The organism is Chitinophaga filiformis, from assembly GCF_021646545.1.
Lineage (GTDB): Bacteria > Bacteroidota > Bacteroidia > Chitinophagales > Chitinophagaceae > Chitinophaga > Chitinophaga filiformis_A.
The window spans coordinates 25,941-47,816 of the sequence record NZ_JAKIRP010000007.1; the positions used below are offsets into that span (position 1 = coordinate 25,941).

Annotated in this window: 21 protein-coding genes; 9 read left to right on the forward strand and 12 right to left on the reverse strand. The window is 43.3% G+C overall.

The features are described 5' to 3' along the window. The first annotated feature begins 7 nt into the window (after nt 1-7). On the forward strand, nt 8-463 hold the full coding sequence (locus L3C95_RS18155; RefSeq protein WP_236389594.1) for a hypothetical protein: 456 nt from the start codon (nt 8-10) through the stop codon (nt 461-463). Nucleotides 464-1,187: 724 nt separating this feature from the next. On the opposite strand, the gene L3C95_RS18160 is transcribed toward L3C95_RS18155, so the two are convergent. Next, on the reverse strand, nt 1,188-1,724 hold the full coding sequence (locus L3C95_RS18160) for a hypothetical protein (RefSeq protein WP_236389595.1): 537 nt from the start codon (nt 1,722-1,724) through the stop codon (nt 1,188-1,190). Nucleotides 1,725-2,102: 378 nt separating this feature from the next. After that, complete coding sequence (locus L3C95_RS18165; RefSeq protein ID WP_236389596.1) at nt 2,103-3,509, reverse strand: M57 family metalloprotease; 1,407 nt, start codon at nt 3,507-3,509, stop codon at nt 2,103-2,105. Nucleotides 3,510-3,793: 284 nt separating this feature from the next. Here L3C95_RS18165 and L3C95_RS18170 point away from each other — a divergent pair, with 284 nt between their 5' ends. After that, entirely contained in the window at nt 3,794-4,615 is an 822-nt protein-coding gene (locus tag L3C95_RS18170) for a hypothetical protein (protein WP_236389597.1), read from the forward strand. Nucleotides 4,616-4,716: 101 nt separating this feature from the next. On the opposite strand, the gene L3C95_RS18175 is transcribed toward L3C95_RS18170, so the two are convergent. The 3 genes from L3C95_RS18175 to L3C95_RS18185 form a co-directional block, all read right to left on the reverse strand. Further along, nucleotides 4,717-6,000 (reverse strand): MFS transporter, encoded by a 1,284-nt coding sequence (locus L3C95_RS18175; protein ID WP_236389598.1) that lies wholly within the window; start codon nt 5,998-6,000, stop codon nt 4,717-4,719. Nucleotides 6,001-6,234: 234 nt separating this feature from the next. Next, on the reverse strand, nt 6,235-7,047 hold the full coding sequence (locus L3C95_RS18180; protein ID WP_236389599.1) for a helix-turn-helix domain-containing protein: 813 nt from the start codon (nt 7,045-7,047) through the stop codon (nt 6,235-6,237). 78 nt (nt 7,048-7,125) lie between these two features. After that, the gene (locus L3C95_RS18185; protein WP_236389600.1) at nt 7,126-8,154 is read right to left on the reverse strand and encodes an SDR family oxidoreductase; all 1,029 of its coding nucleotides are present in this window, start codon (nt 8,152-8,154) and stop codon (nt 7,126-7,128) included. A gap of 322 nt (nt 8,155-8,476) precedes the next feature. Here L3C95_RS18185 and L3C95_RS18190 point away from each other — a divergent pair, with 322 nt between their 5' ends. From L3C95_RS18190 to L3C95_RS18210, 5 genes are all read left to right on the forward strand, one after another. Further along, on the forward strand, nt 8,477-9,010 hold the full coding sequence (locus L3C95_RS18190) for an AraC family transcriptional regulator (protein ID WP_236389601.1): 534 nt from the start codon (nt 8,477-8,479) through the stop codon (nt 9,008-9,010). Nucleotides 9,011-9,087: 77 nt separating this feature from the next. After that, on the forward strand, nt 9,088-11,361 hold the full coding sequence (locus L3C95_RS18195; protein WP_236389602.1) for a heavy metal translocating P-type ATPase: 2,274 nt from the start codon (nt 9,088-9,090) through the stop codon (nt 11,359-11,361). Between the two features lie 31 nt (nt 11,362-11,392). Beyond that, nucleotides 11,393-12,445, forward strand: coding sequence for an iron-sulfur cluster-binding domain-containing protein (locus L3C95_RS18200; RefSeq protein ID WP_236389604.1), 1,053 nt, complete (start codon nt 11,393-11,395; stop codon nt 12,443-12,445). A gap of 108 nt (nt 12,446-12,553) precedes the next feature. Further along, the gene (locus L3C95_RS18205) at nt 12,554-12,766 is read left to right on the forward strand and encodes a heavy-metal-associated domain-containing protein (RefSeq protein WP_236389605.1); all 213 of its coding nucleotides are present in this window, start codon (nt 12,554-12,556) and stop codon (nt 12,764-12,766) included. Nucleotides 12,767-12,966: 200 nt separating this feature from the next. Beyond that, a complete protein-coding gene (locus tag L3C95_RS18210) occupies nt 12,967-13,398 on the forward strand; it encodes a hypothetical protein (RefSeq protein ID WP_236389607.1) in 432 nt (143 codons plus the stop codon). 59 nt (nt 13,399-13,457) lie between these two features. Here the strand turns inward: L3C95_RS18210 and L3C95_RS18215 are convergent, their stop codons facing one another. The 5 genes from L3C95_RS18215 to L3C95_RS18235 form a co-directional block, all read right to left on the reverse strand. Further along, nucleotides 13,458-14,051, reverse strand: coding sequence for a hypothetical protein (locus L3C95_RS18215; protein WP_236389609.1), 594 nt, complete (start codon nt 14,049-14,051; stop codon nt 13,458-13,460). A 76-nt stretch (nt 14,052-14,127) separates the two neighbouring features. Beyond that, nucleotides 14,128-14,817 (reverse strand): hypothetical protein, encoded by a 690-nt coding sequence (locus tag L3C95_RS18220; RefSeq protein ID WP_236389610.1) that lies wholly within the window; start codon nt 14,815-14,817, stop codon nt 14,128-14,130. Nucleotides 14,818-14,951: 134 nt separating this feature from the next. Beyond that, nucleotides 14,952-15,851, reverse strand: coding sequence for an alpha/beta fold hydrolase (locus tag L3C95_RS18225; RefSeq protein WP_236389611.1), 900 nt, complete (start codon nt 15,849-15,851; stop codon nt 14,952-14,954). A 160-nt stretch (nt 15,852-16,011) separates the two neighbouring features. Next, nucleotides 16,012-16,698 (reverse strand): hypothetical protein, encoded by a 687-nt coding sequence (locus L3C95_RS18230; RefSeq protein WP_236389612.1) that lies wholly within the window; start codon nt 16,696-16,698, stop codon nt 16,012-16,014. Continuing rightward, nucleotides 16,679-17,653, reverse strand: a complete 975-nt coding sequence (locus L3C95_RS18235; protein WP_236389613.1) for a hypothetical protein — start codon at nt 17,651-17,653, stop codon at nt 16,679-16,681. The genes L3C95_RS18230 and L3C95_RS18235 overlap by 20 nt, the downstream gene beginning before the upstream one ends. Nucleotides 17,654-17,851: 198 nt before the next feature. Between L3C95_RS18235 and L3C95_RS18240 the strand changes: the two genes are divergently transcribed. Then, nucleotides 17,852-19,693 carry a helix-turn-helix transcriptional regulator gene (locus tag L3C95_RS18240; protein WP_236389614.1) on the forward strand — a complete coding sequence of 614 codons (1,842 nt, stop codon included), beginning with the start codon at nt 17,852-17,854 and terminating at the stop codon, nt 19,691-19,693. A gap of 206 nt (nt 19,694-19,899) precedes the next feature. Here L3C95_RS18240 and L3C95_RS18245 read toward each other — a convergent pair whose 3' ends face one another. Continuing rightward, nucleotides 19,900-20,586, reverse strand: a complete 687-nt coding sequence (locus tag L3C95_RS18245) for a hypothetical protein (protein ID WP_236389615.1) — start codon at nt 20,584-20,586, stop codon at nt 19,900-19,902. A 37-nt stretch (nt 20,587-20,623) separates the two neighbouring features. Beyond that, a complete protein-coding gene (locus tag L3C95_RS18250) occupies nt 20,624-21,136 on the reverse strand; it encodes a VOC family protein (protein WP_236389617.1) in 513 nt (170 codons plus the stop codon). A 249-nt stretch (nt 21,137-21,385) separates the two neighbouring features. On the opposite strand from L3C95_RS18250, the gene L3C95_RS18255 reads away from it, so the two are divergent. Next, the gene (locus L3C95_RS18255; protein ID WP_236389619.1) at nt 21,386-21,622 is read left to right on the forward strand and encodes a GlsB/YeaQ/YmgE family stress response membrane protein; all 237 of its coding nucleotides are present in this window, start codon (nt 21,386-21,388) and stop codon (nt 21,620-21,622) included. The last annotated feature ends 254 nt before the right edge of the window (nt 21,623-21,876 follow it).

Consider the following 21,876-nt stretch of genomic DNA (forward strand, 5'->3'; position numbering starts at 1 on the left):
TCGAAGAATGTATTGGAATGAAAAACTCGACTTGGTAAAAAGGAATTTCCCGGACGGCTTTAAAGATCCTTTTAGGGCTGGACCTGAAGTAGTAAAAAAAATAGTCACTATACTATTTAAATCCACCCTCCTCAACTTTATTGAATCCGACAACAGGGCAGGGTTATTAAAACATGGTTCTTTAACCAGACGTTGCAGTCTTAAACAGTTATACGATGAAGAATTGCCACGCCTGGATAATGGACACAATTATTGGCTGCTCCTTGTCAGCACTCCAATGGGTCCAAACTTTCAGGTATATGACTGTAAATATCCGGCATTGAACGATCTTGTATATCTATCGTCCGGACAGGAACAGCGGGAGTTTTGCATAGTCGATAAAAAATACGCCTGGCTGCTTTTTTATAAGATCAATCGATCAAACAATATTGTGGAAATATACAACGCTAAAAGATTGCCATGATTGGGGTATTTGCGCTAATTTTTTCCGATCAGGTCGAAGTGGTTCGACTACCAGGATTTGCTATTCACTCCCTATTCTTTCAACCAAACCTTCAACATTGAAAAATTTTCATTAAATTAGTTCTAACTACTATTTCCAAATCACCTAAACGCTTAACCCGGTAAAGGATCAGGTCAAATGTTGTTACCCATGATAATGACCTCTTCACCCTGCATATCACCTGCAATAAAACAAGCTGAAATATTTCAGCGCTCGATTATATGCTGAACAACCACTCCATGGCATTGCTCCCAGGCTAAAGACAGGAGAGGACTATTGATTAAAACATTATCACCATGAAAAAGAAGACAACTCCCAAAAAACTCCAACTGGTAAAAATCAAAATTGCTAATCTCAGTCAACCGAAACCAAAAGGAGACGTTTGTCTGACGTCTCTGGAGCAAACCACCTGCCCTAATTGCCATCAGCAATGATAGGTTAATGACTATGGTAAAACAATGCTGTTCACATTGGAAGTATCAAATTATGAATAGGCAGGACAGTCTAACTTCATTCTGACTTATTGGAATAATCAAAGGAGTTAAATCTTAAATGATTTGGTCCGGGATGCTGATACCTGTGGTTCCAGAAAAGTTAAAAACCTCGTACATCGCAAGATTTACGAGGTTCCTTTTTTTCATAACTCCACGTTGAAACTCCTCTTCTCCCCTAACCTAACGCATCTTTATCGCCGTTTAATTAAATTAACAACTCTTTCTATTCGCGGACGATTATATCGTTGAAGAAAAATTGGATAAAGGTTTAGTAAGACATTTAGTATAAGCAGCCACAAGGATTTGAGAACTCCAAATTTGAAAGCCACAAAAACATTAAACCCAAGAACTATTAGCAAGATAATAACGTGATCGAGTTCAGATTTTTTGGTTTGATAATATAAGTTAATTAAAGCGTTGCTATTATTTTCTATGGGGAAAGATTTTCTAATCACTTTTTCCCAACCGGTCCAAACCAATAGTTTCCTAAAAAAATTTATTCCAAGGTATTCGTATATTCTCCCTTTTCGTTCCCATCTTTCTTCATGATAATAGGAAGAATTGAGTTTACTTTTTAGTACACTGGTAAAAACAGACACACATAGCATCAATAAGCAATTCAGCGCCCAGGCGAAAGCAAAACCATCCATCTTTATATAATAAACCAGTGCGCAGATTGCGGCAACTGAAAATATTGTAACTAAAATTAAGATCAGTGTTTTTCTCATTGGTTACTTCGTTTTATATTTCCTGCGCCAGCCGGAATTATGCGTTGTGAACCGGAAATGCAGGCAATATTTCTGCCGTAAAATTCCAAAGTAAGGTAAATTTATTGACCCAATATTTATATTTTAAGTGAATCCAGCAATAAAGTCAGATTTATATGACTACACTGGATAACCGCCAGCCGGCAAATGTGCCTGGTGTTGATAATAATAGGCGAAACAGGGATGGCATTTGTTGATCACTCAGGAAGATAACCTGCCATTCGCATCTAAGACAAACGTACGGAAATAAAAGTCCCGGCATTACCGTCGGGACTTTTATTTCCGTACATTCTTACCCCCTTCAGAGTAAAATGCATCTTTGACCCAATGCAAATGAATCTACCATTGAACATGCACCCATGGACTGTTAAGCGTTGCCCTGGTATACAACTGCTTATCCAGCCCAACGCCAAGTATAGTACCGTTCTGCATTACTGTTACTGCAATTACATCGCCGCTGTTGGGTACTAACGCCCATGGACTGTTGAGTGTTGCTTTGATATACAGATCGTTGTCCAGTCCTATACCAAGTATAGTACCATCGGGCAGTACAGTCACACCCAGTAAATCGCCGCTATTGGGAACGTATGCCCATGGGCTGCTGAGTGTTGCTTTCGTATACAGATCATTATCAAGGCCAACGCCAAGTATAGTACCATCGGGGAGTACAGTCACCGCCAGTAGATCGCCACTATTGGGAACGTATGCCCATGGACTGCTGAGTGTTGCTTTCGTATACAAATCATTATCCAGGCCAATGCCAAGTATGGTACCATCCGGCATTACAGTTATCCCTATCACATCACCGCTATTCGGCACAAACGCCCATGGACTGTAAAGCGTTGCTCTTGTATATAGATCGTTATCAAGCCCGATACCCAGTATAGCGCCATTCGATAATACGCTAACGCCGATCACTGAGCCGCTGCCAGTTGACGTGTTTCCATAAAGATGGTTCAATGCAATCACATCGTTGGCATTAAAAGGACGGTCGCTACCATCGCTGCAGGCAAGCATCCAGCTGTTCGGATCTTCTGCAGTAGGTGTACCCGGAATATGGATAGCCCCTACACCACCGTCGCCCTCATTATTAGGGTTAGAAAAGCCACAGCTGTAGCTTCTGTTGAAATAATCAGTATGTCGTAAGCCAATCGTGTGGCCAATCTCATGTGCGATAATAGTAGTCAGCCAGCCCTGGTTAGGATTACTACCTATCACATTAGAATTGAGCAAAATGGGACTCGGCGGATTACCAGCGCTGTTAGGAAAACCGGCCGATTGTCCTAGTACACCAGGTCCAAGGTAGGCATACTGGATAGCAATATCGCCTCCAGATGCAACACGCTGGAACGACAGACGGAGATTCAGACTATTGTAACGTGCAATGGCTGCATCCAAAGCTGCAGTATAAGTTGCAGGTAATCCGGAGATAGACAGCGTAAGCACCCTAGGAAGGCCGGTGATAAGGTTATTGGTCCTGTATTGCTCTGTACCGGCGATTCGCAATACGGTGGATTTTGACTTTTCATTCAGCCACTGGTTGGATAGAAATATGTCTCCTTCTACTACATATCCGTCTTTCACTTTCCGGACCTGATGCGTGCTGAAACCTTCGCTTTTAATCTTGTTAATGACTTCCGTTGGAATTTCCTGTTGATCATCTGCCTGCTTTATTTCCTTCGTACATGAAAAAAGCAGCATGTTAAATGCTACAGCGCATAGCAATGCTTTAATAGGGTGTTTCATACTTTATTATTTAAGTTGGGATTATATCATATAATATATAAAGGTGCTGGCAATAGGAGCTAAAATTAAAGGACTTTAATTGCAACGTGATCGCGGTTTTATTTGAGTTCCCGCTGAAGTTAGCATATGTAGTCTTTGCGGGTATTAGCTGACCACTAGACAATTTTTAGCTTTATTTCTTCCCTTAACATGCTAATCCAATTGCATTTTATTTTAAAAATGCTCAATTTTACCTACCTTTTTAAATAGGCTGTAGCACCATACCCCCAATACATTAAAAGACTATGAAAAAATCAATCTTGCTTCTGACATTGTCCTTTTCCTTCGTTTTCACGAATTGTTCGAAGGATGAAACTGATCCTGACGAGAGGCCGGACGTACCAAAACAATATGAACTCGTAAAAGCTGTAAAATGGGACGTAGGTGTTGTACATCAGCTGGAGTTCTTCTATAACCAGGATAGTTCCATAAACTATTACCTGTCCGGCAGCAGCAATCTTCCGTCAAAATATAAAACCATTTTTGCTTACAGCCAGGACAAGCTGGAAAGCACCCGGGACGAAGGTGCCAGGAATGCTGCATACTCCTATGATAACCACAACAGGGTCATTCAGCTAAGCCAAATAAGCAATGGGGTTGAGACGAGTAAAAATGCTTACACTTATAATGCCGAAGGAAAAATAGTGCACGTGAAATGCTGGGTGCTGATAAACGGTACGTTAAAAGTCTCATGGCAAAGTGACCTCACTTATGATGCTTCCCAAAATATTGCAAAGACCGTCACCGAACATTTTGACGAATCAGGAAATATTGCGGAAACACGTGTAAGAGTGATAGAAGGTCAATCTGACTCAGTTTATATAAATCCGTATGCACTGCTACATCCCTTATATCAACATCAGGCACACGAAATTTTTGATCCGGTAGTTCTAGCTACATTGAACAGACTTCCTAAAAAGATTAAAGAAACGGGAAGATCCACAGGACCGATCGAGTATGAATACTTTTTCTCCATTCTGGATGGCCGCCTTGACAAACTGAAATGCAAAACAACGATAGATAATAACCCGGGATATTTTACATCAGAAGCAGTATTTCAATATTAAAAGCATCTTCCAGACATTCCCCATAAACCTCTTAAATGAAAAGCCATTAAGCATAGCAATAACTACGTTTAATGGCTTTTCTTATGATCAATCAATAACTCTTATGAAATAGTCTGCGCAGCAGCTACTTGCCTGGCTTTTCTGGATCTCATGTAAACCACCAGACCTGTAAAAGCGACAATCAGGATAATAGGCAGCACCAAAGTAACTTGCAATACTTCAGGCCCTGCAAGATTCTTCGCCTCGTTCAGCGCGGCAGCTTCGGGAGTTCCCTCGGCCGCGCCCGTATAAGTGGCCAGCTGAGCACCGGCGGGAAGGTGCTTAACAATCAAACCGTCATAAAATCCGCCCATGAACATAGTGTATATAGACACGGCGAACATGCCGGCGCCCCCCATCAGGTTAAGCCCCAGTGCACCGGATTGCGGGATATTCTCTGCAACAAAACCGATCATGGTTGGCCAGAAGTAACATACCCCGATACCAAAGATCAAAGCAGCGAAAAACACAGAGCTTCCTGTAAATGTGCTCAGCATATAAAGCCCCACTGCGGCAAAAATGGCTGAAAACAGGAGAACACCCTGTGGTGCCAGCTTTTTAACGATCGGCTTGGCGAAGGCCCGGCCAACCACCATGATGCCAGTTGTCAGCGTCAGCAACAGCAGCGCATTGTCGGTCACATTTTTCAGCAGCAGGCCTATCCATTGACCGGTAAACAGTTCTGTGATCGCAGTCATGAACATACAAAGGAGCATGAAGATGAACAGTGGCGAAAGTACAGCCTTGTACATGTCAGCCTCGGAATAACCTGATGAAACCCTTTCAGTAAGCGGAAAATCAAGGCGTGAAAACAGGAAACCATAGATCAGCGTAGGGATCAGCATGGTAGCTACCTGCAACTGCCAGCCCAGGTTTAGCTTCACAAACAAGGTAACTACGAGCGTACCGATCACGATACCTCCCGGAAACCAAAGATGGAAATAGTTCAGCCTTGTTGTCTTTTCATTAGGGTAAAGTGTTGCCACCAGCGGATTACAGGCCGCCTCTACTGTACCATTGGCAATACCGATCAACAGTGTGGAGAAAAACAGCGTCCAGTACCCCTGCGCAAAAATGGTGAGTGCAATACCGGTCAGGTGAAACAGAAACGCAATGACCAGTAGGCGTTTCATACCGATGATGTCGACTACAACACCGCCAATGACCATCGCCAGCGGGAAACCCCAGAAAGCGGTCGCTGTAATAGTACCCAGCTGAGTCGCGTTCAGTTGGAAATCCGCTCCTAATTGGTTCATCATTCCCGCGCGGATACCGAAGGAAAGTGACGTCACTAACAATGCCAGGCAACTTGCCCAGAATAACTTACTGGTTTGAATGTTCTTCATATACGTGATTTTGGACGATAATAAATGGGTTGATCACAGGGCTTTGTTAGCTGTTCGCCGGTATCTATTGGGATGTGTTCATAACGTCGATACTAACCCGGATCAATGCCTGCCGATTAAATTACAAAAAGAATTGTAAATTTTACACATATTACATGAGAAAAAGACACGCTATCACCGTTATTGTAGATTTAACGTGATTTCTGGGGTCTATACGGCACCAAATACTGGTATTCAAGGCAAATTACCCGCGGCCACAGGGCTATAACCAAACTGCTTTTTAAACGCAAAGGAAAAATGCGATAGGTTCTCAAATCCCGCCTCGAGAAAAATATCAGTAGGCTTACGCTTCTTTACTGCGATCTGATAATGCGCAAATTCCAGGCGTTTTTGCGTCAGCCAACGGCCTGGTGTAGTTTTGAAGACCTTCTGAAAATCCTTTTTAAAGGTCGTCAAGCTGCGGCCGGTCAGATAGCCAAACTTCTCAAGGGAAAGATTGTACAGGAAGTTTTGCTCCATGAAGCTCGCCAGATCCATTTTGCCGGGCTCCTGAAAGGAACTGAGCAAGCGCTGTACCTGCGGATTGCACGCATCAAGCACCGTCAGGCATTCAGCAATCTTTATCTCCGTCAGCTCAGGTGGTAGTTCATCCTGCATTTCAAAATAAGGGATCAGCGAAGTAAAAAGGCTTACCAGCAGCGGGTGTTGTTCAAGTGCTAAATGCCCCGTCCATTTTCCATGAGCCGGATTTTCGGGACGTGCCGCATAAAACTTTCGAAGTAGTTCCTCCGGAAACAAAATGGATATAGAACGGAATGACTCGTTATTTTCGGGCAATTTAGCCATCCGGCCTAATTGGTTCCTGGGAATGAGCAGGGTGGTTCCTGGTCCGAAGGTATGCGTCTGATGAGCATAAGATAATTCCAGGGTGCCTGTAATTACATAGACCAGCGCATGCTGGTCCAGTATCAGTTCCCTGCTATAATGCTTTTCCTTTTTACACGAGACGAATATCCGTCCCTTTACGTTTGCGCCCGGGTATTCCATGACTTAAAGTTAAGAAACTGCTTGATACTTGCTATAATGGGCCAGTCGCTATGCATCATGCTGTCCTGGTATGAGCAATTATTTGACCAGTCCTAACCTGATCAGGCTTTCTGCAGTCGCTTTGACAGCTTCCTTATTACTTCGCGGTTGCCAGTTGAGCATTCGAGTAGCTTTCTCATGGCTGGCGTCTTTCACCATACCCAGATGCGGGACAATTAATTTGATCTTTGGATTGAACAACCCAACAATCCTTAGTATCCAGCTGGCGATCTCCTTTTGTGGAACTTTCGCTGCCTTATTGCCAAATTCGTCTCGCAATATATTTGCAATATCTAACAGGGATATGGACTGTCCCGATGTAGCCAGAAATCGCTGGCCATTAGCTTCCGCATGAGTCATGGCCTTTATGTGCAAATCGGCCACATCCCGAACGTCTACATACACGGATTTAATCTTGGGAACCCCCTTTAGCTGACCGTTCAACATTTGATGGATAAACCCGATAGAATGTGAATAATCAGCGCCAAGAACAGGCCCTAAAACGCCAACAGGGTTAACTGTGGCAAGCTCAAGACCTTTACCTTCGCCGTTTACATAATCCCACGCTGCTTTCTCAGACAGGGTCTTTGATTTCTGGTACGCAGGAATATCTTTTGACAAGTCCGTCCAATCTTCTTCTGTGTATGGTGTCTTCTTATTAGTCCCATAACAAATAGCTCCGAAAGCAGATGTTAACACCACCCGCTTCACACCAGCGGCTCTTGCTGCCCGCAGCACATACAATACGCCGTTAACAGCCGGTACGATATACTCATCTTCATGCTTTGCAATGAAATTTGGTGTAGGTGAAGCCGGATGTATGACATAGCGACAGCCCTCTGCTGCTCCCCTCCAGGCCGCTTCGTCGGAAAGGTCGGCCTGAACAAAAGACAATAGTTCAAAATTGGTAATACCTGCGACAGACAGCATCTGTTTTACCTCAGGTATACGATTTAAAGACCGTAGGGATGTTTTTACACGGTAACCTTTTCTTAGCAGTTCGGCAATACAATTACTGGCTATAAAACCTGAGCCACCGGTGACTAAAACCTGATCTGATTCATTCATGATTTAAAATTTGATGCCCCAAAATTAGCGTCATCATCAACAGGCGGGTTTGTTTTAAAGGCGTAATTGCTTTGTTTAAAAGGCTGGCTAATTAGAGGTTTAAACGATTTTCAAATGAATCGGCAACATAAGGACGAGAGAATTGCCAGCGTAACCGACTGATAAACTACTGATACTGATAATTATATAAACTTTTTCCAAAATTCTATAACAATATTCCTCGCATCCTTTCAGACCTTTACAAATGTTCAAATAGTCCGCACTTATGCTGAGCAATTATAAAGTTTCCATAAAAGGGATGGTTTGCGACAGATGTATTTTAATGGTCAGAGATCTGTTCCGGGAACTAAACATCCCCGTTGCGAACATCCACCTGGGAGAAGTTACCACCATATCCGCACTGTCTGCCGCAGATATTGCCACCCTCAGTAAACGGCTGGCAGCACTCGGATTTACTTTGCTGGAAGATAAGAAGACCAGTTTGATACGTGATATAAAAGCGCTTGTTGAACAGGTTTATTCCGGGAACTATGACTTCCCTGCTGATTTCCGTTTCTCCGATCTGGTAGAAGATACCCTCAACAAAGACTATAACACCACCAGCAATGCTTTTTCTGAATCCGAAGGCGTAACCCTGGAAAAGTACATCATGGAATACCGGATTGAGAAGGCCAAGGAACTGCTGGTTTACACAACCGAAACGCTCACGGATATCGCTTACAAACTTGGATTCAGCAGTGTGGCACACCTGTCCCGCCAGTTTAAGACCAATACAGGCCTGAATCCGTCTTATTTTAAGGATATCAGGAAGACGAAGCTGGTTTTATCACACGATGGCAAGGAAGCCCAGCCTTAAGATTATATACAAATCAAACGTAATAGTGTAACATCTCTCCCCTATAACTGGCATAGCTTTGTGAAAAATCTGGAAATATGTCAACAGCTATATCAGTACAGCAGGAAACTACTGTTACTAAAAGGAAGAAAACAGAAAGTTCAAAGGAAACATTCCCTGTATTAGAAATGACCTGTGCAGCCTGCGCTGTCAGCGTAGAATCCATGTTGAAGTCAGTCCCCGGTGTGGAAGATGCCGGTGTTAATTTCGCCAACCAAAGCGCGTGGGTGCAATATGACCACAAAAACGTCACCCGCGAAGCACTGCAAAGTGCCGTTCGCTCCATCGGCTACGATCTTGTCATTGAAAAGGAAAACCAGGAAGAAGTTAAAGAAGAGTCGCAACGCAGGCATTACCAGGCAATCAAACGGAGAACCATATGGTCTTCTGTGCTGTCTCTGCCGATAGTGATCATAGGAATGTTCTTTATGAATATGCCTTATGCCAACTGGATCATGATGGTCCTGGCTACACCCGTGGTGTTCATACTGGGCCGCAGTTTCTTTCTCAATGCCTGGAAACAAGCTACGCACCGGAAAGCCAATATGGATACACTTGTAGCACTCAGCACCGGTATAGCATGGATCTTCAGCGCATTTAATACCATATATCCTGAGTTCTGGCATCAGCGAGGTCTGCATGCGCATGTTTACTTTGAAGCAGCTGCCGTAGTGATTGCCTTTATATCACTGGGAAAGCTGCTGGAAGAGAAAGCCAAGTCCAATACATCCTCAGCCATAAAAAAACTCATCGGGTTACAGCCCAAAACAGTCTTACTGGTAGGCGGGGACGGCAGTACAACGGAAGTACCCATCGCCGCAGTAAAAAAAGGTGATCTGCTACTGGTAAAGCCCGGAGAAAAGATCCCGGTAGATGGTAAGCTGGCCTCCGGCGAATCTTATGTGGATGAAAGCATGATCACTGGTGAACCTGTGCCCGTTGCCAAGAAGCAAGGCGATAACGTATTTGCCGGTACTATCAACCAGAAAGGCAGCTTCCGTTTCACTGCAGAGAAAGTGGGTACAGATACACTCCTTGCCCACATTATAAAAATGGTACAGGAAGCACAAGGTAGCAAAGCCCCTGTACAGAAACTGGTGGATAAAATCGCCGGAATCTTTGTACCGGTAGTAATAGGTATCGCTATTCTGACTTTCGTATCCTGGATGGTGTTAGGCGGAGATAATGCGTTTACACATGCCCTGCTGACGTCTGTTACAGTGCTGGTGATAGCGTGTCCCTGTGCGCTTGGTCTGGCTACTCCTACGGCCATTATGGTCGGCGTCGGAAAAGGCGCAGAAAATAATATCCTGATCAAGGATGCAGAGAGCCTTGAACTCGCACACAAAGTGAATGCAATTATATTGGATAAAACAGGTACTATTACCGAAGGTAAACCTGTAGTTACTGACATCATCTGGGACGGCACGGAAACTGATCGTCAGATGCATCAATCCGTACTATATTCCCTGGAACATCAGTCTGAACATCCGCTGGCTGAAGCCGTGACAGCCTATTTATCAGGTACCGGCATTGGACCGGCAGAATTGAAAAACTTTGAAAGCCTTACCGGACAAGGTGTAAAAGGCGATCATAACAGTCAGACCTATTTTGTAGGCAATAAGCGTTTACTTGATGAAAACGGCATTACTGTTAACAGCCACCTGGCCACACAAGCTGCAAAGCTGCAGGAAGAGGCCAAAACAGTGATTTACTTTGCGAATGCCAAAGCGCTCCTCGCCATTGTTGCCATTGCAGATAAAATAAAAGAAACTTCCAGACAGGCTATCCAGGCCCTGCAGCGCAGTGGAATAGAAGTATATATGCTCACCGGCGACAACCAGCATACTGCTGCAGCTGTGGCAAGGGAAGTGGGTATAAAATCCTACAAAGCAGAAGTATTGCCATCGTATAAAGCAGCATTTGTGAAAGAACTGCAGCAGGCGGGCAAAGTGGTAGCAATGGTGGGCGATGGTATCAATGATTCCCAGGCACTGGCACAGGCCGACGTAAGTATAGCCATGGGTAAGGGCTCAGACATTGCTATGGATGTGGCCAAGATGACATTGATCACCTCAGACCTGAACAGTATCCCTAAAGCGCTGAAACTCTCCCGGCAAACCGTCCGTACAATTAAGCAGAACCTCTTCTGGGCGTTTATTTATAATTTAATTGGAATACCTTTGGCTGCCGGATTACTTTTCCCTATCAACGGCTTCCTCTTAGATCCAATGATCGCCGGTGCGGCCATGGCCCTTAGTTCTGTGAGCGTGGTGAGTAACAGTTTACGCCTGAAAGCGGCACGGTTATAATTAAAAGTATGTTTAGAAAATTGACGGAAGAATGAATGCACAGATATGGCACACAGCAGCGATCATCCATGAAACAGAGAACGTTGTAACGATAGTATTTAACACAGAAGGACATCCCCTTGTATATAAACCCGGACAGTTTATCAATGTTACATTGGTCATTGACGGAGTTTCAGTTACACGGTCCTACTCTTTAAGCTCCCTGCCTGACAAGGATCTCCAGCCAGCTATCACGGTGAAAAAAGTGCCGGGAGGTATAATGAGTAGTTACATCGTTGATAATGCTGACCAGATCAAAAACTGGCAGGTAACTGGCCCCTTTGGGTCATTTTCACCTACATCAGATACATATAATGCCGATCACGTTGTACTGCTGGCCGGTGGAAGTGGGATCACTCCCCTGTTTTCTATTGGCCGCTCATTGATTGATAAATCAACAACAACCAGCATTACTCTTGTCTATTCCGTCCGCTCTAAAGATGAGATCATTTTCAGACAGGCAATTGAAGATTGGGCGATCCAGCATCCGGAAAGAGTAAAGATTCACTACGCCATTTCGCAGCCTGGTGATAGCAATATACAAGCAACATCTATCATCAAAGGAAGGATAAATAAGCTTGTTAGCAGGAAGCTGATAAAATCAGCCGTGGGAGATACGCTTGATGCCGCTCATTATTTTATCTGCGGTCCCTCCGGCCTGATGAACATGCATAAAGATATGTTGGGAGCGCAGCAGGTGCCAGATGACAACATCTACATGGAGTGGTTCTCTCCCGAACCAGCCGCAGACCAGGTTGATCTACCAGCTGAGATGCAGGAGGTATTACTTCATTTCTACGAACAATCCAACCTGTTAGAAGTGCATCCAGGCAAGACTATTCTTACCGCCGCCCTGGAAGAGAAGATACCCCTTCCCTATTCCTGTAAAGTTGGCACCTGCGGTGTATGTGCCGCCAGGATTACCTCCGGGAAAGTGAATATGGTCAGCAATTACGCATTGAGAAAAGCTGACCTGGAGGCAGGATTAATCCTGCTCTGCCAAAGCTATCCCCTGACTGAAGATGTAACCGTCGAAATTGACTGACAATAATTATATAAAAGTTACAGACAAATGTGTAACACATCAGGGTCACGCCTGTAGTAACTTTACATCATCAAATAAACACTAATTAACTTTTAAAGAATAAATAAAATGGAAACAGTACAGTTTAAGACTAATATTAAATGTTCAGGTTGTATTGCCACAGTTACACCAGTATTAAATGAAGTAGCAGGACAGGATAATTGGGAAGTGGATCTGCAGAGCCCAGACAAAGTACTGACCGTTTCAACTGATAAGGCAGGAAAAGAAGAAATACAACAGGCTATAGCAAAGGTGGGGTACAAAGCGGAAGCATTGGCTTAGTAGCACACTAGGGATATACAACCGAAAATAACAACTTTAAAAAGGCGTCTTTCACAGAAAGGCGCCTTTTGTTTTAGTCTGCCGCCACCCACTGTTGATGATTTCTATGCCAGGCCTTTAATGCTACCTTTCTACAAGGAACAAGTATTATTATGGAAAATTGCAAAGTTTTTATCTATAATAAAACTTTGCACCTAAACATGAAAAGAAATAGTTTCTTCATATGGCCTGCTCTTACATGGTCTATATTGCTGCTGGTATTTACATACTGGGTTCTGCAGGTATTTTGTTCTAAACCTTCCCGTTGGAGATTTATCGATCTGATGTTATTCACTGGAAGATTTGAAGAAAACTACAACAAAATATATAAAAAGCCATACACGAAACTACGAACCTATCAGGAAATTCATTTCACTGGCGAAAACAACAATGACATAATAAAACTCAATTATGCTCGTATCCGCATTCATGAAATTACTCAACAGCAGGATACAATCAATGGCATACACTTCAGCTTTGGTGATAGCACAAGGTATAGTAACTTTATTAATACATTCGATGTGTTAAGACAAGAAAGAGCTGAGAGATACCTCGTTGATACTGGAGGTATATGGTTCATCTGGGGCGATTAATGCTATGAAAGCTTAATATCGGCTCATCCCACACGAAAGACAACGAACAAGGGTTTGGATCATAAACCATCTTCTCTGAATGACAGCCATTCTCTATATTGTTCCTTACACAAATCACGGGTTAAAGAATCTTTCATAATAATGTCCATTCCGCCATCATAAGGAGCTACAATACAATTGTTGCTGATAGAGACAAAGAATGCTGCCAGATTACCTTCTGCTATATCTCTCAGCAATTCATCGAACCTATGAGGACACCAGATCTGTTCTGTAAACATTGGTATATATGTTGTACCTTTTTCATAATTCTCCTCATCATACAAATGCAGGTCAATAGCCTCAAGGCGTGTAAACACAAAAGACTCAATGGATTCCACGTTATTTATTGGGTGCAACTCGGTATAACCTTCATAATGAAAATCGCCGGTTACGATAGCTATCACAGAACCATCAGCAAAAAAATCTGTTAAAATTGTATTTTGCCTGGTTAACAATATTTCCCAATCCTCCTGGTCTGATGGGTAACGGCGGGAATCTGGCAAACTGTGAATGCGAAACCATCGATGAGAATAACTGTGTTTGAAGTGATGTCCTATAGGAACAGCATCCGGATAGCTAGATCTCCAAAAAGTTTGAAATTCCTTAGCAGTCATTAACTGTTTTTATGAGTTAAAAAGGCGGATCAATCAGAAGTTAAGTTAAGCATCCGTTGGGACAAACACATTCCTGTTACTGCTGATTGCTGAGCAGCTTTCCGATTTCAAAAATCTCTGCATACCTGGATGACAGCCCAAACACGAGAACACTCTTTTGATCTACCGCAACACTAATATCAAAAAGTATTTCCTTATAATCTGAATTTGCCATTTTTTTATCTCCTATATATGCTTCAAACTTCTTAAAATTTGTCAGATAGAACGCTGGTACGGTAGCAATTACAATAGTTTTCTCAACTTTCGTCCCATTAAAGTAGATGTCGCCATGCAGATTCGGCGACACCGTGATATCCGAAACGGTATCAGTTCTATGTCCGACAAAGATCTCAAATTCAGATGGCGTAACCCACTCCCATGCTCCGGATATTTGCCCGCTAATATTAAATATTCTGTTCTCTCTATCTAAAGCTATTTTGTCCGGAATTATCTTCAATCCGTTTCGTTCAGGTTCAGTAGAAGTGTAAAATACCGAGTCCTTTTTTTTATCAACAAGCTGTGTATGAATTTCAGTTTTTGTATAATCTCTAAAGCAAGGTATTTTCCCATAAGCGTTAGGAAGCCAACCAAATTCAAATCTATTTTCGTTAACCTTGTAGTTCAATAATTTATCGTATTCGACTACTTCGATATGTGTTTGCGCGAAAGATAATGTGGTAAAGAAGCATCCGATGAAGGTGAGGAATAGTTTTAACATAGCTTGCATTGCTGACAATTAGTAGTTATATGGTGTGTTAAACACAAATATACACAACTAGTCTAATTTCGATCCTGACCAACGTCCGGCCTAAAAAGCCCGGATTTGAACTTCTTGCTGCAGCGCTTAACGGTTAAGCATTACTATCTATCTTTCAAAACAATCTTTCTCTTCAGAAAATCTAAAATAATTGGAGCTATCTCTTCGAAATGACTTTCCAACACTTTATGCCCGGCTTCGAAAACATGAACCTCCGCATCAGGGTTATCCCTCTTGTAACAGGTCGCCTCCGCCACACTGTAAAACGCATCGTATTTACCCCAGATCACTAAGGTAGGGAGCTGAGCGCTGCGGAAAAATTCATGGAACTTTGGATAGAGTGCCCTGTGACTCGGATAGTCTTCAAATAACGCATATAGCGAGTCAGTATGGCCCGGGCGATCCATAAGGGTCCAATCCAGGATCCAGGTATCAGGACTGAAAAGGGGGATCTGCTCCTCCGGTACACCCGCTAAATATTGCTGGCGGCAACCTTCTTCATTGAGGAACTCCCCAATTTTCTCCCTGTTTTCTTTCGTGGGATTATTCCAGTAAGCCTTGCAGGCATCCCACTCCTTCCCGAGGCCCTCTTCGTAGGCGTTACTATCCTGAAAAATAAGCGCTGTGATTTTTTCGGGGTTCTTTAAGGCAACACGCATGCCTATTACGGATCCGTAGTCATGCAGGTACAACGCAAATTTCTTTAGTTGCTTCTTCTCTGCAAAAGAAGATATGATGTTGCTATAACTCTCAAAGGTATATTGAAATTCTGCCCGTGTCGGATAAGAGCTGTAACCCATTCCGGGAAAGTCAGGAGCGATTGCATAATAATTCTCTGCGGCCAGCACCGGCATTAATTCTCTGAACAAAAAGGATGAGTTGGGATACCCATGCATGAGCAAAATGGCTGGATCTTCAGGGTTTCCAGCTTCCCGGTAAAAAATATCCAACCCGTCCACTTGCATGGTTCTGTGAAAAACCTTGTGTCTTTGTGTTAAGTTCATAAGATATCTTTTTATGTTTAGGAATGTTCCGTAAAGTTGAGAAACTGATCTTGTGCACTGGTTATGGGGCCGCCATCCGGATACTGAATTAGCATCTTTCCCAAGCATGAATTTCGCTGCTGCTGCCCGCGGATTTTCCTTCCCAAATCCGGTGCCAAGCTCACTTCTCTCCTCTCAAATTCCCATTTACGTCAAACGTAATCCGGTAATTACGTCTGGCGCCTTGTATCATGACATACCATTCCTTCACATGTACCGCTTTGATCTGGCTAAAATAAACGAATTGTATAGGCTCGGCCCCTTCAATGGTTTTCGACTTTTCCACTGCTATATCATACACTTTTTTTGCTGTACTGAATTTCACTTCGTCCAAAGGCATTAGCAGCATTTCAAGAGGAAAATGTTGCATACCAGTCATCTTTACCGGCTTTTGTATTTCCCATGCGCCATTGCTGTAGGTATAGGTATCGACATTCTCAGGTTTGTCGGGATCCTGGAGGTCCACAGATATCATGCCTCCCCGGTAATCATAAAAATAAAAGCCCGCCATGAAGAACAGCTTTTTCCCTTTCAGATGGGGCATATTGTACAGTGCCAGTTGTATGCTGTCAAGCGCTGCAGCGCTTTCGAAGATGCTTTTAGCATACTCCTCCGACGTGGACGAAAATACAGTTGAAGAGGAAAAACTGACGGATGAAGAAGAGGACGTCTTATCGTCAGCGGGTTTTTGCTTTTTCTGTGCGACCGGATGCAGCGTTTCGTCAATACTTTTGCGGACTTCCTTACATGATGTCATAAGGAAGAAGGTCAGCAACATGGTAATTATACTATACTGTGAGGTCTTCATAAAATACAATTCTCTCTGGTTTATCCAGTAAAAACATGATTTCTTTAGGTCCACAATCGAGCTTATGAATGTCAAGTATTGAGACTATTTTTTTATAGACAGTTTTACGCCTGGTATCCTGGTGATCTGTATACTCAATTTCAAATTGCACTTGTGGCTGTTCATTAATATACGTGCCTGTCTGCCTGAAGCTCAGGATGCTACCCGTGGTTTTAATACCATACATTACCATGTGAAGGGGTTGATCCGCTTCACCCGACGCTTTCGCGATAAAGCCCTGCAGCAGTATGATAAAAAGGCCGACACCCATGTTTATCAGCGGTACCAAGATCCAAGGATGATAGAGTTTCAGAAAACGCCAGCCGGATCCCTCACTTTCCAATCTATACGAAAAGATGGGATAAACGATGGCGGCCGCAAGCAAAAGGAGGAAAATGACGGAATAGAGGATTACTACGCCTTTCTTACGTGAGACATCAAGTGATTTCGGAACTAATATCACCTCCTTTCCCTTCACGCTGGCACTCATTTCGATTGTATTACCTACTTCGAAACGTTTTTCAAACGGCCTGCTGTCGTTCAACTCGTAGCGTAGCTCAACAGGCGTTCCGACAAGATTGTTGAATGCCAGCCTGAGGTCGAGTGTGATGGCATCCCTGATAGCACCGGTCTGCACCTTATCGACAATTTTTGCCACAATGGTAGTTCCTTCTCTGGCGGTTTTTTCCAAACGATATTTATCCGTAAATACCAGTTTAATGAAGAAACGGCAATATAATCCGATCAAAACCAACCAGCTGAGAGCGCCGAGGCCCAGGTATAAAAAGGCAGCGCTGGCGGTCTCTTGTGGTGCCTCTTCGAACTCCCCATTGTAGTACAGGAAGGTGGGCAGCGCTACGGTGAAGCCAAGTGTATAAAGGGACCAGAATGAAAGGCCAAAGTCATGTTTCGTCATGACACAAAGGTGAGCAGGCGTCTCTTTTACAACAAATGTCACTCCCTTACAGAATATCTACTTCCAATGACCGATGCGTCTACAAAACGACTACAAGTTCTTTAGTCGATTGTTTTTCAAATAATTACACATTCCTAAAGGATTAGCGCTTTCTGCAGATTTCACTCCGTTCTTGTTGATTTATAGTAATTTGCCAAAATGAAATCCTTATTGTTGCTTTTTATTTGCCTGGCCTGGTTAGGTAGTTTTGCCCAAACCAGGATGTCCGATAGTCTACAATCAGTCATCGCCCATCCCCAAACAAGCGACCATGACAAGGTAATGTCTTTAAATCAATTGGCGGAGTTCTACCGGGTTAATAAAGCCTACACGAAGGCGATGGAAACTGCCCGGAAAGGTATCATGATCTCATTGCGCGCAGATAGCCTGACCGATGCCACAAAAGCTTATCTTGTGCTGCTACATAGCAAGATCAGTGCACAGGAACTTGACCAGATCAGACAGTTGAGTGATACGCTGCTCTTAACAGCAAAGAAGGCCAATACGCCTATCGCTATGGCATATGCATATTATGGACAAGCGTTATTTTTTAAGACGCTTGATCATCCCGAATCTGTGGCAAAGTATTGCCAGATGGCCCTGTCGGTAGTGAACGAACACGACGATCCATATATCGCCGCCAAGATCTATTATCAGTTATATGCAATTAACGCAAACTGGAACAATGCAAACGAAGTGCATTACTATGCCAGCCTGGCGCTGCATAATGCGTTAAAATCCAACGACTACAGCCTCCTGAGCAATTGCTATAACGCGATGTCCACTGCCTATGAATATAAATATGACAGTAATCATGAGAAGGCAGCACTTGATAGCATGTTTTATTATCTTGATCAATCAGAGAAACTTTACAGCCGTTATCCGGAACAGATAAACAATTACGCTTATGCGATAAGCTGTATTAATATAGCCAGTTATTATCTGAGATTTTTCGCACCTACCGATAGCAAGGCTGAGGCACAAGGCATACACTATGCAGATAAGGCGAGAACAATCCTGAAAGACGCTCCCAATAGCCAGGAGGTAATAGCAAGCAGTCTGGGCATTTTGAGTGAATACGCTAAGCGGGATGGCAGGAATCAAGATGTAGAACGCTATCTGCTGGAAGCCTATCAGGTGATGCTGACGCAACAGCCGCCTTACTATTATACAATGCTCAATGTGACGAAAGGTCTGGCGAGTTTCTATGAGACCCGCGGAGATTATAAGAACGCCCTCAAATTCCAGCAGCTCGTTAATGAATACAGCAGCAAAAGTTTTGACCAGCAAAAAGCACTAAAGGCCCAAAAACTTGAAATAGAATATCAGACGGAAAAGGCCAACAACGAACTACGATTTCTGAAAGAACGTGAGAAAAGCCGGCAGCAAAAAAATATCTTATATGCCTGTGTTGCCATTGTCTCCATCTTATTCCTCTTCTTCCTGTTCCGCTCTTATCATTTCAGACTGCGATACTCATTACAGCGTGAAAAACAACTGCAACTGGAGAAACAGGACTCCGAACTGCAGTTGAAGCTCGAGAAAGAAGAACAGGCCAGACTGAAGGCAGAACAGCAATTGATGGAGATGCAACAGCAACAGCTGAAGAAAGAAGTAATGGCCAACGCATTGCAACTGGAACATAAAAACCAGATGCTGTCGAACTTAAAAGACAAGCTGACCGAAGGGACAGAAGTAAATATACAGAAGGTATTGAAGGAAGAAATGATCCTGGACGAGGATTTTGAACAAGCTAAACTACAGATCCAACAAGTACATGCCGATTTCTTCCAATTGTTGAACGACAAAGCACAACGAAAGCTTACCCTGCTGGACCTGAAACTCTGTGCTTATCTCTATCTTCAGATGGATACACGCCGGATTGCACAGCTCATGCATGTTGAGGCCAAGAGTGTCAGAATGAGCCGTTACAGGATCAAACAAAAGCTTGGGCTGGAAAAAGAACAGGACCTGAATGCATTTTTGCAGGGTTTAAAGTAGGAGGCCCTTTTTGCCCATCCCTGCCACTACTGATCGGTCTAAGGTATGTCATTATGTAGCACTAGTTAAATATACAATATACCTCTTCCTACCCGTAAAGCCCCGTGTTGCCATTATTTGCACTCCTGCAACTGCCTCACCCCACTTTCTAAGTCTTAAAGTTATCAATAGCGAATACAATAAATGGCGTACATCTCAGCCTCGACTTAGGCATCCGCCGGATCAAACCATTCACCGTTTTGTATAGCTGCATATAAATGCTTAACAGTGAACCGCATAACCGGCTTATCATCCTTTCGCAACCACCCTCCTTCACGTGGATTATAATACTCCAACAGTTCCTCTTCCGACATAGAAAACATTCGAAAGTCTATGCCAATAAGAGAGAATTTGAAATAATGCCCTACCTCAAGCATAAAATCCAGCGCCTCTCTTCCTCCAATACCCAGATCGTCAGGCAGTATAGTATCTTCGGTAATGCGATGCTGCGGAAAATTTTCCTGGATAAATGTAATCAGCATACCTATTGGAGGCAATGCATCTATTTCCTCTTCACTCAGTTTTCTCATATGCTGAACGAGATCTACAGCTTCCTGCATACCAGCTTTTAATTTCTGTAGATCTGGCGCTATAAACGCTCTATGATATATTTTAAACTCATTGTCCCTTCCGCCAGTCACTTCCACCTTAAAAAAGTTATCTGGTGCAGTGACATCCATAGCATCCCCTATCCAGTCAATTGATACGAAAAATTTAAATTCACGGTCACAATATTCCAAGAGTCCCACATCGCAGGTTAGAAAAAACCATTGAGATGATAAAGGCTCATTTTCTTCAAGAGGGAAATCACTATATGCTTTGGCATCAAACGCTTCTATTCCGAAATACTTCATGGTATAAGATCTGGGCTTAAAGTTAACCAAAGGTACGCTAATGTTGCGCCTTCTCCATTTGTTTTACAATGCTCCACCCTTCCGGTGTAATACCCATAATCTCAGTAGCAACACCCATCGTCTGATAAGTATCGAAGAAAGCCATTCTTGCAATTGGATGGTCTACTTCGCTGATCACCTCATACCCTTGTTCGCGTAATTCGCTGGTGATCTTCTCGAAATCGCTTACCGGTAAACGGAAGGCAGTATGTTGTATTCCTCCCAAAGGATACTTAGCGAGATAGTCATGGAACATACTTTGACCTGAAAGAGGCTGAACAAGTTCAATGAAAGTACCACCGTTATAGGCCTGAGTGGTCAGCCATTCGCCAGCCACGGTCTTACCATAATAAGTCATATCCAGGTCCTGTGCACGCATATATTGCGGTTCGGGGAACCCAGCTACGCCCAGGGCACTTGAAAGAAACTTTACTGCCGCATGAATGTCCGGAACCACCCAGCAGATTTGAGCCATTTCAAGCGCCGCGATGGTGTTGTTGATATTGTTCATGTTTCTTCACTTTTAGCTTATTGACCAGACAAAGGTAAAATGTGTGGGATTGTCATGATGGGGGCGTTTGCGCCAACATGAGGGTGGTTTACGACTATTTGCTTCCCCCTACCCGATCAATCCTTCTGACCCGTAGAGGTATTCACTTTTTCACTACCATTAAATGCAATATCTCACTAGCCATCATATTATTTGTTTTTATAATAATAATATTAATAGTAACTTGAATTTTTAAACAAAACATCACTTATGATTTGGACTATTATTATCGGGGGCATAGCTGGCTGGCTTTCCGGACAACTGATGCGTGGTAAAGGGTTTGGAATAATTGTGGATATTATTGTAGGCATCTTAGGTGGCTGGCTGGGTGGCTGGCTTTTCGGTCAACTTGGCATTCATATAGGCGGCGGTCTGTTAGGATCACTGATTGTAGCCCTGGTAGGAGCTATCATACTAATCTGGCTTGTACGGCTGGTGAAAAAATGAGCATAACTGTTTGTTAAGGTTGCTGTACTGGCATCCGGAAAACAAAACGACGGAATAAAACAATATGATCCTCATTTTAGAAACGAGATCCTGAAACAGGGGTCTCGTTTTTTATTTAGTCACCGGAATTTGCCGGGTGTCCTACTACTGGCAAAACCAGTGTCGCTGAAGCCTCATCACTCTAAAACCGGAATGATACCCTGAGCCACCCAGACAAGTAAATTGAGCCATCAGAGAAAACGGCCAGCGCGCTC

Coding starts and splice junctions, on each gene's coding strand:
- L3C95_RS18155 (WP_236389594.1), top strand. CDS start 8: ATGTATTGGAATGAAAAACTCGACTTGGTAAAAAGGAATTTCCCGGAC.
- L3C95_RS18160 (WP_236389595.1), bottom strand. CDS start 1,724: ATGAGAAAAACACTGATCTTAATTTTAGTTACAATATTTTCAGTTGCC.
- L3C95_RS18165 (WP_236389596.1), bottom strand. CDS start 3,509: ATGAAACACCCTATTAAAGCATTGCTATGCGCTGTAGCATTTAACATG.
- L3C95_RS18170 (WP_236389597.1), top strand. CDS start 3,794: ATGAAAAAATCAATCTTGCTTCTGACATTGTCCTTTTCCTTCGTTTTC.
- L3C95_RS18175 (WP_236389598.1), bottom strand. CDS start 6,000: ATGAAGAACATTCAAACCAGTAAGTTATTCTGGGCAAGTTGCCTGGCA.
- L3C95_RS18180 (WP_236389599.1), bottom strand. CDS start 7,047: ATGGAATACCCGGGCGCAAACGTAAAGGGACGGATATTCGTCTCGTGT.
- L3C95_RS18185 (WP_236389600.1), bottom strand. CDS start 8,154: ATGAATGAATCAGATCAGGTTTTAGTCACCGGTGGCTCAGGTTTTATA.
- L3C95_RS18190 (WP_236389601.1), top strand. CDS start 8,477: ATGGTCAGAGATCTGTTCCGGGAACTAAACATCCCCGTTGCGAACATC.
- L3C95_RS18195 (WP_236389602.1), top strand. CDS start 9,088: ATGTCAACAGCTATATCAGTACAGCAGGAAACTACTGTTACTAAAAGG.
- L3C95_RS18200 (WP_236389604.1), top strand. CDS start 11,393: ATGAATGCACAGATATGGCACACAGCAGCGATCATCCATGAAACAGAG.
- L3C95_RS18205 (WP_236389605.1), top strand. CDS start 12,554: ATGGAAACAGTACAGTTTAAGACTAATATTAAATGTTCAGGTTGTATT.
- L3C95_RS18210 (WP_236389607.1), top strand. CDS start 12,967: ATGAAAAGAAATAGTTTCTTCATATGGCCTGCTCTTACATGGTCTATA.
- L3C95_RS18215 (WP_236389609.1), bottom strand. CDS start 14,051: ATGACTGCTAAGGAATTTCAAACTTTTTGGAGATCTAGCTATCCGGAT.
- L3C95_RS18220 (WP_236389610.1), bottom strand. CDS start 14,817: ATGCAAGCTATGTTAAAACTATTCCTCACCTTCATCGGATGCTTCTTT.
- L3C95_RS18225 (WP_236389611.1), bottom strand. CDS start 15,851: ATGAACTTAACACAAAGACACAAGGTTTTTCACAGAACCATGCAAGTG.
- L3C95_RS18230 (WP_236389612.1), bottom strand. CDS start 16,698: ATGAAGACCTCACAGTATAGTATAATTACCATGTTGCTGACCTTCTTC.
- L3C95_RS18235 (WP_236389613.1), bottom strand. CDS start 17,653: ATGACGAAACATGACTTTGGCCTTTCATTCTGGTCCCTTTATACACTT.
- L3C95_RS18240 (WP_236389614.1), top strand. CDS start 17,852: ATGAAATCCTTATTGTTGCTTTTTATTTGCCTGGCCTGGTTAGGTAGT.
- L3C95_RS18245 (WP_236389615.1), bottom strand. CDS start 20,586: ATGAAGTATTTCGGAATAGAAGCGTTTGATGCCAAAGCATATAGTGAT.
- L3C95_RS18250 (WP_236389617.1), bottom strand. CDS start 21,136: ATGAACAATATCAACAACACCATCGCGGCGCTTGAAATGGCTCAAATC.
- L3C95_RS18255 (WP_236389619.1), top strand. CDS start 21,386: ATGATTTGGACTATTATTATCGGGGGCATAGCTGGCTGGCTTTCCGGA.